The 9,965-nt window shown below is 73.3% G+C and carries 8 protein-coding genes; 4 read left to right on the top strand and 4 right to left on the bottom strand.

What is annotated here, in order from left to right; genetic code table 11:
* Positions 1 to 61: 61 nt before the first annotated feature.
* Together QMQ26_RS38620 and QMQ26_RS02640 are read right to left on the bottom strand one after the other, a co-directional pair.
* A protein-coding gene (locus QMQ26_RS38620; RefSeq protein WP_449768965.1) for an IS630 family transposase occupies positions 62 to 1,140 on the bottom strand; the annotation gives its coding sequence in 2 pieces (ribosomal slippage) (positions 62 to 639 and positions 639 to 1,140; 1,080 coding nt in all).
* A 288-nt stretch (positions 1,141 to 1,428) separates the two neighbouring features.
* A complete protein-coding gene (locus tag QMQ26_RS02640; protein ID WP_282204618.1) occupies positions 1,429 to 2,661 on the bottom strand; it encodes an IS4 family transposase in 1,233 nt (410 codons plus the stop codon).
* Positions 2,662 to 2,987: 326 nt separating this feature from the next.
* Between QMQ26_RS02640 and QMQ26_RS02645 the strand changes: the two genes are divergently transcribed.
* Complete coding sequence (locus QMQ26_RS02645) at positions 2,988 to 4,127, top strand: glycosyltransferase (RefSeq protein WP_282204619.1); 1,140 nt, start codon at positions 2,988 to 2,990, stop codon at positions 4,125 to 4,127.
* Positions 4,128 to 4,441: 314 nt separating this feature from the next.
* On the opposite strand, the gene QMQ26_RS02650 is transcribed toward QMQ26_RS02645, so the two are convergent.
* Positions 4,442 to 5,371: a quinone oxidoreductase family protein gene (locus QMQ26_RS02650; RefSeq protein WP_282204620.1), complete on the bottom strand. Its 930-nt coding sequence runs from the start codon at positions 5,369 to 5,371 to the stop codon at positions 4,442 to 4,444.
* A gap of 109 nt (positions 5,372 to 5,480) precedes the next feature.
* On the opposite strand from QMQ26_RS02650, the gene QMQ26_RS02655 reads away from it, so the two are divergent.
* Positions 5,481 to 5,924, top strand: coding sequence for a MarR family winged helix-turn-helix transcriptional regulator (locus QMQ26_RS02655; RefSeq protein WP_282204621.1), 444 nt, complete (start codon positions 5,481 to 5,483; stop codon positions 5,922 to 5,924).
* Positions 5,925 to 6,136: 212 nt separating this feature from the next.
* Here QMQ26_RS02655 and QMQ26_RS02660 read toward each other — a convergent pair whose 3' ends face one another.
* Positions 6,137 to 7,108: a hypothetical protein gene (locus QMQ26_RS02660; protein WP_282204622.1), complete on the bottom strand. Its 972-nt coding sequence runs from the start codon at positions 7,106 to 7,108 to the stop codon at positions 6,137 to 6,139.
* Between the two features lie 217 nt (positions 7,109 to 7,325).
* Here QMQ26_RS02660 and QMQ26_RS02665 point away from each other — a divergent pair, with 217 nt between their 5' ends.
* Positions 7,326 to 8,309 carry a DUF1702 family protein gene (locus QMQ26_RS02665; RefSeq protein ID WP_100834704.1) on the top strand — a complete coding sequence of 328 codons (984 nt, stop codon included), beginning with the start codon at positions 7,326 to 7,328 and terminating at the stop codon, positions 8,307 to 8,309.
* Between the two features lie 194 nt (positions 8,310 to 8,503).
* A complete protein-coding gene (locus QMQ26_RS02670) occupies positions 8,504 to 9,796 on the top strand; it encodes a cytochrome P450 (protein WP_404814044.1) in 1,293 nt (430 codons plus the stop codon).
* The last annotated feature ends 169 nt before the right edge of the window (positions 9,797 to 9,965 follow it).

Consider the following 9,965-nt stretch of genomic DNA (forward strand, 5'->3'; position numbering starts at 1 on the left):
GGGGTATCTGACGTCTCAACTCTGTTGCCGGGGAGCCCTGGTGGTTACTGACTTCGGTTCGTCAGGGTGGGGTTGGGGTGTCGAGGGTCAGGCCGGTGCCGGCTATGAAGCCGTCGGGGGTGTCGGGTGGGTACTGCAGGCGTTTGAGCCGGTTGCGGACGAGGGCTTCGAGTCGGTCGAGGGCCATGACGGCGAGGTTGGCGAGGCTGTGCTTGACGTGTGCCCAGACCCATTCGACGGGGTTGAGGTCGGGTGAGTAGGCGGGCAGCAGGAACACCGTCAGCCGGGCGCGCTGGTCGACCAACTCGCGCACGGCGCGGGAGACATGGGTGTTCAGACGGTCCCAGACCAGCACGATCGGCGCCTTGACGAGTTGGTGGACGCCGTCGACCAGGGCGATGAAGTCGCGCTCGCCCATGCTGCGGCGCATGCCCTTGCCCGCGGGGTGGGTGACCAGGCGGTGGCACAGCCGGGTGCGCGAGCCCGGCCGCACCGCGATCAGCCCCGCCACCGACAGGCGTCCCGCGCGGCGCCCGCTGACGGTCACGACCGGCGTGCGGCCCCGTCTGCCCCAAGTGCGTCCGCGGGGCGGTCGGCGGGTGAAGCCTGCCTCGTCCTCGAAGCAGATGTATCCCCCGCAGGCCGCCCGGACTCTTCTACCTCCGCCCAGGTCACCTCCTTCCACCCGGTGACGGCCCGCTCGTCGCGCCCGGCCACCCGACGCGCGGGGACCTGCGGGCTGAAACCGAGCCGGTGCATCAGCCGCGTCGCCCCGGACACGCTGTAGGTGACGTGGAACTTCCGCCCGATCAGCGTGACCACCCGCGCCGCCGTCCATACCTGGTCCTCCACCCAGCCGTGCGCGGCCGGACCCTCGTCCAGATACGCGGCGAGCTTGGCGAGGCAGCGCCGCGACAGGCGGCACCGCGACCCGCCCGGGCCGCGCGATGCCAGCGCCTCGACCCCACCGTCACGCCACAACTGGTGCCACTGGTAGGCCGACTTCCCACTCACCCGCAGGCGCCGGGCCACCTCCGCCGACTTGACCTCCTGCTCGAACAACTCGGCTGCCTGCATGCGCACCGACTCCCGACGCAGCCGTCCTGCGGCGATCAGCCCGCCCCCATCCGCATATCTCACACACCAGGAGGTACAGCCACCGCTTCAGGCCCATCAGGCACTCCACATAAATTCACCCTGACGCGCCGAAGTCAGTAAAGAACAAGGCTAGGGCCAATACCGGTGATTTAGGTTGTTTTCCGGCTGGTTGAGGTCGCTCGGGTCGGCCCGACCAGCCGGACCATCGGGATGTCGGGTCGCGGTGAGCTGCGGTGCTCGGTGCGTTTGAGTGCCCAGTTGGACATCTTGCGTTTGATCACGCGGGGGTTGGAGCGCAACCGCCGTGCGGGCAGCAGTCGTTCGGCGATCTCACTCAGGCTCTGGGCGATGGCCCGGGCGAGTCGGGAGGGGGGAAAGCGCCGCCTGCCCGGTGACGTGGCGGCGGACGATGCGAAGGGTACGGGTGAACGAGATCCGGTCCGGGTCGTGTCCGCCCTTGAGGGCGGCCTGGTGCATCAGGTCCCGCAACGCATGGTGGACCAGCAGGAACGCGAAGATCTCCTGCTCGATGCCGGACGGGTGCTGTGAACGGAGCACGAGGCGTGGCCCACCCTGGTGGTTCTTGATCTCGTCCAGGACGTTCTCGATCTCCCATCGCTGGGCATACAGGGCGGCGAGCTCGTCGGCCGGTGCCTGAACAGGGTCGAGGACGGTGGTGATCAGCCGGTAGACGGTGCCGTTGCGGCCGAGACCGTACTCGATCACACGGACCCGTTCGGGGTCCGTGCGGCGGTAGTTGTCCCGTGCGGCGACGATCTCCGACAGGTAGGAACCGTCCGCGAGAGTCTCGATCACGGGCAGCACGACGAAGCTGCGGACCCGCCACAACAGGTCGGCACCGGTCGCCTTCGCGGTCCGCCACAGGTCGAAGCCGCAAAATCCCCGGTCCGCCAGGACGAGCATGCCCTCGGTCAGGGCGGGGAACAGCCGCGTGGCCAAAGCGGTCTCGTGAAGCGCCAGAGGGCCGACCTCGGCCGCGAACACGGCGTGGGTGCCGCACTCGGCCAGGGCCGCCACCCTCACCTGCGGATACGCACTGCGGCCCTGCCCGCGGCTGGTTCCCGGACGCCCGAAGAACTCCGCATTCGCCACCGTGTCCGGCACATCGAAGACGGTGCCGTCCACCGCGATCAGCCGCCAGCGCCGATACCAGGCGCCCTGCGTCCCGGCGACCGCGACCGGCCGGCAGACCCGCCCGAACAGGACCCGCAACGGCTCAGGGCCCAACCGCAGCCGGGCCCGGCCGATCGCCGCCGTCGTCGGTACCCGCCAAGCGGTCGCCCATCGGCCCTCCCGCTCGAGGCCCTGAACGAGGAGCCGGGCCACCTCCTCATAGCCCTGACCGAAGAACAGGCACATCGCCAGGACGAAATAGACCACAACCCGCGCGGGAAGCAGCCGCGTACGCTGCTCGACCCGACCGCACTCGGCGACGACCTCATCGACCAACTCGGGCGGGAAGGCCCGCGTCAGCACCCCCAACGCGATCCGATCCGAGAGCCGGTCACTCGTCGGCGACTTCAACTGTCCAGGCCTTGGCACAACCCACTCAACGACCGAACCACACCAAAGTCACCGGTATTGAGGCTAGGGCCTGTCTTCAAACCCCCGTCGTCGCCCGCGGGGGCCCCGCGGTGTCCGGTGCGTGCTCTCGGCGTGCCGGCCGGAAGCCCTCGTACTGGGTGTACTCAGGTTTTCGGCCGGTGCGGCAAGAGGGCGTGCCAGGCGGCGTGGGGCAGACGGGGGTTCGAAGACAGGGCATCTAGCCCGGCGCGCCGCCCCTGTGGGACCCTGGCGCGAGCGGGATGCGGCCGCGGCGGAACACCGGGACGGGGAGTCGAAGTGAGCGCACGCCTGGTCGGGTCACGATGAACATCAGCGTGGTCATCCCGTCCTACAACGTCGGCCCGCAGGTGCGGCGACTGCTGTCGTGCCTGGCCCTCTGCGAGCTCGACGCCGGTGACTCGTTCGAAGTCGTCGTGGTGGACGACGGCTCCGACGACGGCACCGGGGAACTCCTCGCCGCACTGAAGCCGCCCTACCCCCTGCAGTACCTGTTCCTGCCGCGGACCCCGGCCTCCGGCCGGGCGGCGGCGCGCAACGCGGGAATCCGCGCGGCCTCCGGCGACGTGGTCGTCCTGGTCGACGCCGACCAGGTCGTCGAGCCCGGCTTCCTCGCCGCGCACGCCCGGTACCACCGGCTCCGCACCGACCTGGTGGTGGCCGGTCCCCGGGGCGACATGGCCGAGGGGGAGATCGACGACGAGCGCCTGGCCCGGGAGTTCTCGCTCGACGCGATGCCGGAGATCGTCAGATGGGACGGCCGGGAGTTCCTGCTGGCCGAGTTCTCGGAGAACTTCGACAACCTGGAGACCTGCTGGCACTACGCGTTCACCTGCAACCTGTCGGTGCGCCGCGAGCACCTGCTCGCGGTCGGGGGCTTCGACGAAGGCTTCCTGGGCTGGGGCCTGGAGGACTCCGAGCTCGGCTACCGGCTGCGGCGCCGGGGGCTGGCGTTCGCGTTCCAGCCGGAGGCGCTGTCCTACCAGAGGGAGCGCGAGGTCACGGCGGAGATGCTCGGCCAGTGGCGCACCAACCTCGACCACTTCGTCGCCAGGCACGCGGGGGTGGCCGATGTGGCGATCCAGCAGGTCATCTGCCGGGCGTTCGACCCGGCGGAGGCGGAACGCGCCCTCGGCTGGCTGGACTGCACGGTCCGGATGGAGTACGCCGCGCGGGCGCTGGCCGGCCGGCTGCCCGAACCGACCTCGTACGCGTTGCTGGAGGTGGACGACGACAACGTCCGGGACGTCCTCGCCCGGCTGCCCGGGCTGGCCGCCGAACGCGATCTGCTGGTCCTGGACGACACGGAGCGGGCGGTGCTGGCCGGACCGGCGCAGTGCACCGGGACGACGCGTGAGCTGGTGTACTTCCACCGGCCGTCCGCCGACGCCAGGAAGAAGATCCTCGCCCGCTACCCCGTCGGGCCCGACGGACTGACGCCCTGACCGGTCGTTTCGGAGTAGTGGGTTCGGTTCAGGGGCCCGGCAGTCGAGGGCCGCGGGCCGGATGCGGCGGCGTGACGGCCTGGCGGCGGCCGCGGGACCGGACCGGGGCGGGCGGGGTGACCGCGCCCGCACGAGGCGCTGCCCGCCGAACTGCGGGCGGCGGGCAGCGGGCAGCGGGCACCACCTGATCGCCGACCGGAACGGCCCCCGCTCGCCGTCACCCCGGCCGGCACCTTCGCGGATCGATCAGGTGGCTGGAGCCCCTGACTCCGGCCGCCCGATCCGAGCCTTGAACAGTTCCTAGCCCCGGGGTCCTAGCCCCGGGGGATCAGGACGACCTTGCCGAGATTGCGCCGGGACTCGATGATCTCGTGGGCGCGGGCCGCTTCCGCGAGCGGGATCTCGGCGAACACGCGCGGGCGCAGGGTGCCGTTGCGGTGGAGTTCCCACAGTTCGTCGAGCCAGCGCGCGTACGTGTCGGGCTCGCCCCGGGCGACAGCGGCCATCCGGAAGCCGACGACCGAGGCGCTCCGGACCAGCAGTTCGTACGCGTCGATCGTGCCGCCGCCCGAACTGAAGGCGACCAGTCGGCCGCCTTCGGCCAGAGCGCGTACCGCGGGGCGGAGGAGCTCTCCGCCGACCCCGTCGAGGACGACGTCGACCGGATCGCCCCAGGACTCGTCCCCGTAGAGCACGACCTCGTCGGCGCCGAGGGCGCGGACGAACTCCGCCTTGTCCGCGCTGCTGACGGCGGCGACGACGCGGGAGGCCCCGCCCGCCCTGGCGTACTGCAGGGCGAGGGTGCCGACCGCGCTGGCCGCCGCGGTGACCAGGACGGCATCGCCGGGGCGGGGGCGGCCGGCCTCGTGGGCGCCGCGTGCGACCAGGCCGCTGCGGACCAGGGCCACGGCGTCCACGGCCGTCGCACGGTCCGGAATGCGCGAGGCCATCGCCCGGTGGAGGAGAGCCAGTTCGGCGTAGCCGTGGGAGAAGCAGAGGCCGGTGACGCGGTCGCCCACGGCAAAACCGGTGGCGCCTTCACCGACGGCGACGACGGTGCCCGCCACCTCGCCGCCGAGCGGTCCTGGTTCGGTGCCCTCGCGCACCCGCCGTACGGCGGGCAGCGTGACTCCGACCGCCTCGCTGCGGACGAGCAGCTCGCCCGGCCCCGGCTCCGGAACGGGGGCCTCCTCGGTGAAGAGGACCTCGGGGCCGCCGTTGACCTCGTAGCGGACACGGCGCATGGACACCTCCGGGTTCGACGCACGACTCGCGATCGTTGGGATTACCAATGGACGGCAGCCTAGGGGCAGGTCATGGGGAAGTCCAACGATTTCGGGATAGCCTGCTCCCATGACCCGCACCGAGAGCCAGGGCGCCCTGGCTCGGCTCCAGTCCCTGCCGAGCTGGCTGGCCGGCCGGGTCGCGGCGCGCGGCCGGGGCCTGGTCGCCGAGGCGATCGCCGAAGAAGGGCTGAAACCGCCCCACCACGCCGTGCTCGCGGCGGTGGCCGAGTACGGGCCCGTCGCCCAGGCGGACCTGGTGCGCCGACTGGGCTTCGACCCGAAGGACGTGGTCCTCCTGCTCAACCACCTGGAGGAGGCCGGGCTGGCCCGGCGCGCACCCGATCCGCGGGACCGCCGCAAGAACGCGGTGACGGTGACGCCGGCGGGCACCCGGACCCTGGAGCGGTGCGCACGGCTGGCGGAGCGGGCCAACGCCGAACTGCTGGCACCGCTCAGCGCGGCGGAACGCCGACAGCTGATGGAACTCCTGACGCGGGTGCACGAGTCCTAGGACCTGTCGTCGAACCCCCGCCGGAGCCGGGCGGCGGGTACGCGCGCGCCCGGGCGCCGTCGGGCGCCCACCTCCGCAGCCGGTGGTGGGCGCCCTTCCGCGGCCCGGACCGCCGGGGCGTCCGGTCCGGCGACGACGGCTCGGTCCGTGTCCACCGGGTGTCGGTCGACGGCACCCCGGACCGGGCGGTCAGCTGATCCGAACGGAACGGCCTACGCGTTCCAGGGCGCCTTGGGCCACCACAGGTAGCCGAGGTTGCCGAGCAGCCGGACGTCCCAGTACACGACCGTGAACGCGCCCGCCACCAGGAACGCGGTCGCGGTCAGCGTCGCCGCCCGGCCCGGCTTGGTGGCCAGCCAGCGCTGCACGGGCGTGCCCAGCGCGAAGGAGAGCAGCAGGAACAGCAGCGCCATCACCAGGACGTTGCCGATCGACTGGAGAGCGAACGCCACCGCCCCGTACAGCGGGTCGTGCTCCTGCGCCGCGTGCCGGAACAGGTTGCGGAACAGCGGGTAGGGGCGGCCGATCAGGAAGCCACCGACCAGCACGCCGACCAGCACCAGCGGGGCGTTCGGGAACCGGCGGGCCACCCCCGCCAGCGGGTCGGGCAGCACCCCGGCCGCGGCCAGCCCGATCACCAGCATGACCAGGCCGATCACGCCGAACACGATCATCGCCTGGAGGATGCGCGGCGAGAGCGTCCCGGGCGCGGACGCGGTGGAGAACTGCGGCAGGTGGGTGCCGTACAGGCCGACCAGCACCCCGTACCCGGCGGAGACCGGCAGCATCCCGGCCGCCAGCCAGCCCAGCGGGCGCAGCGCGTGCCCCAGCCGCTGACGGCGGGTCAGGCTCATCTGGCCGACCAGCGGGCCGACCGCGCCGAACACCGCCACGTTGCAGGCCGTGAACGAGCCGGCCAGGCCGGAGACGAAGGCGAACAGGACCCCGGCGGCGACGCCGCTCAGCGGGGTGGACCGGGCGTCGTGGCCCAGCAGGCGGTCGGCGGTGGTGAAGCCGATCTCGTCGTCGGCCAGTTTCGAGGACCAGGCGTAGGCGAGCAGCAGCCCGCCCAGGAGGCCCAGCAGGACGACCAGGGCGCGGCGGCGCGGGAACAGGCCGTTGACGAACAGCGAGGTGGCGCGCGGCGGCGCCTTCACCGTCCGGCCCGTGATGGTCTCGGTCACGTGGGGTCTCCTCGGCTCACGGAGGGCCGCTCCCGAAGGGTGTCGGGAACGGGTGGCGCGCGGGGGCGTCACAGAGTGTCGTGGATCCGACCGGTGGGGTGACTACTTCCGGGTTGCCCGGCATCGGCACGGTGGGAGAAGCCCCGCGCCGCCGGGGTCCCGAGCATGTAACCGGAGAGCTGCGGCCATCCGGGCGCGCGGCGGGCGGGAGGCAGTGATGAGCGGAGGCTGGCGGGCGGTCCGACGACGCCTGTTGACACCGAGTCACAACGAGACGAAGTTGTCCACCAGGGGTTTCCACCTCAAGGACGACGCGGCGCGGACCAACCTGGAGACCGTCGGCGGGACCTTCCTCGACGGTTACGCGATCGCCGTCGAGGCGCGCGACCAGGACGAGGCGCACGAGCGGCTGGAACGGATACCGGTGCGCTACCGGGGCTTCGCCTACGAGGGCGCGGCGATGGGCCTGGCCATGCTGGACGGCCTGCCGCTGCCCGGCAACGACCGGGTCGCCCGGTTCCTGGCCGGCCACGGCGCGCCGCACGACTACATGGTGCACGTCGGGGTCGGCTGGGCGATGGCCCGGCTGCCCCGCTTCCGCTGGGCCTCGATCGCGCCGCCCGACCCGCTGCTGCGCTGGCTCGCCCTGGACGGGTACGGCTTCCACCAGGCGTACTTCCGCACCGCGCGGTACGTGCACCAGCACCACCGGGAGAGCGACTTCCCGTGGCCCGGCGACGGGACCGGGCGCTACGCGGGGCACGCCATCGACCAGGGCGTCGGCCGGGCCCTGTGGTTCATCGGCGGCACCGACCCGGCCGTGGTCGCCGACCTGGTCGACGGCTACCAGGCCGACCGGCACGCCGACCTGTGGGCCGGGGTCGGGCTGGCCGCCTGCTACGCGGCCGGGGCCACCGACGCCGAACTACGCCTGCTGCTCGACCGGGCCGGCCCGCACCGGCCCCAACTCGCCCAGGGCGCGGCCTTCGCCGCCACCGCCCGGATCGAGGCCGGCCTGCTCACCGAACACGCCGAAGCCGCCACCGCGGTGCTCTGCGGGCTCACCCCGCAGCAGGCCGCCGGGGTGTGCACCCGGGCCCGGCCGCGCCCGGCGGTCGACGGCCCGGTCCCCGCGTACGAGGTGTGGCGGCAGGAGATCGCCGACCGGATCACCGACCTGGCCGCCGGAGCCCACCGGTGAGCGCCCCCGAGCCCGTCCCGGCCGCCCCTGTCCCCGCTGTCCCCGCTGTCCCCCCTGTCCCTGCCGACTCGCCCGCCGCCCCGCCCGCCCCGCCCGCCCCGCTCGCCGGTCCCGCCGTCGTCCGGCCGCGGCGGGGCGGGTCCCGGCGGCCGCCGGGGCCGTCGCGGGTCGCCACGCCGTTGCTGCTGGCCCGGATGGCGGCCGACCGGCTGGCGGTGATGACCGGGGCGGCGGCGGCCTACGGCGACGCGGTGCGCCTGCCGCTCGGCCCGAAGACGCTCTACTTCTTCAACCACCCGGACCACGTCCGCCGGGTGCTCACCGACAACAGCGCCAACTACCACAAGGGCATCGGCCTGGTGCACGCCCGGCGCGCCCTCGGCGACGGGCTGCTGACCAGCGAGGGCGAGCGCTGGCGGGCCCAGCGCAAGGTGATCCAGCCGGTGTTCCAGGCCCGCCGGATCAACCGGCAGGTCGACGTGATCGCCGAGGAGGCGGCGCTGCTCGCCGAGCGCCTGCGCCGGACGGCGGGCCCGGGCCCGGTGGACGTCCGGCAGGAGATGACCTCGCTCACCCTCGGGGTGCTCGGCCGCGCCCTGCTGGACGCCGACCTGGGGGCGCACGCGTCGATCGGCGAGGCGTTCGAGGTGGTCCAGGACCAGGCCATCTTCGAGATGATGAGCCTGAGTTCGGTGCCCTCCTGGGTGCCGCTGCCGCTCCAGCTCAGGTTCCGCCGGGCCCGCGCCGAGCTGGACCGGATCGTCGCCGCGCTCGCCGACGAGCGCCGCCGCCGGCCCGCCGCCGACGGCACCCGGGACGACGTGCTGTCCCGGCTGATCGACGCCACCGCGGACGAGGGCGACCCGGCGGCCCGGCGGGCCCGGATGCGCGACGAGCTGGTCACCCTGCTGCTGGCCGGGCACGACACCACCGCCAGCACCCTCAGTTGGAGCCTGTACCTGCTCGACCGGCACCCGGAGGTCGGCGACCGGGTCCGCGCCGAGCTGGACGAGGTGCTCGGCGACCGGCTGCCGGCCCTGGACGACCTGCACCGGCTGACCTACACCTCGATGGTCCTCCAGGAGGTGATGCGGCTGTACCCGGCGGTCTGGCTGCTGCCCCGCAAGGCGCTCGCCGAGGACGAGGTCGGCGGCTTCCGGGTGCCGGCCGGCGCCGACGTCGTGCTCTGCCCCTACACCCTGCACCGGCACCCGGAATTCTGGGACGAGCCGGAGCGCTTCGACCCCGAGCGCTTCGCCCGGGGCCGCTCGGCGGGCCGCCACCGCTACGCCTACGTGCCGTTCGGCGCCGGGCCTCGGGTCTGCGTGGGCAGCAGCCTGGGCATGCTGGAGGCCACCGTGGTGCTGGCCGTCCTGCTGCGCCGCCTGCACCTGGCCGTCCCGCCCGGCCACCGGGTGCGGGCCGAACCGATGCTGACCCTGCGCGTCAAGGGCGGCCTCCCGATGACCGTCCGCCCGCGCGACTGACCCCCCGCACTCCGTACTCCGTACTCCCGTACGCCCGTACGCCCGGACCGCGAAGGGCCCGGACCGCGAAGGGCCCGGACCGATTCCGGGGGCCAGCGGTCCTCGCCACACCCGTGATCAGGGGAGTGGCGAGGACCGGGGCGGCAAGAGGCGCGATCCGGACGTGACC

Source organism: Kitasatospora fiedleri, assembly GCF_948472415.1.
GTDB classification, from domain to species: domain Bacteria; phylum Actinomycetota; class Actinomycetes; order Streptomycetales; family Streptomycetaceae; genus Kitasatospora; species Kitasatospora fiedleri.

What these genes read in the sequence shown, in the direction of transcription:
- QMQ26_RS02650 (WP_282204620.1), bottom strand. Translation starts at nt 5,371, where the DNA reads ATGCGCCGTGTCCGCTACGAGGTCAACGGCGGCCCCGAGGTCCTCTTC.
- QMQ26_RS02665 (WP_100834704.1), top strand. Translation starts at nt 7,326, where the DNA reads ATGAGCGGAGGCTGGCGGGCGGTCCGACGACGCCTGTTGACACCGAGT.
- QMQ26_RS02670 (WP_404814044.1), top strand. Translation starts at nt 8,504, where the DNA reads ATGGCGGCCGACCGGCTGGCGGTGATGACCGGGGCGGCGGCGGCCTAC.
- QMQ26_RS02655 (WP_282204621.1), top strand. Translation starts at nt 5,481, where the DNA reads ATGACCCGCACCGAGAGCCAGGGCGCCCTGGCTCGGCTCCAGTCCCTG.
- QMQ26_RS02645 (WP_282204619.1), top strand. Translation starts at nt 2,988, where the DNA reads ATGAACATCAGCGTGGTCATCCCGTCCTACAACGTCGGCCCGCAGGTG.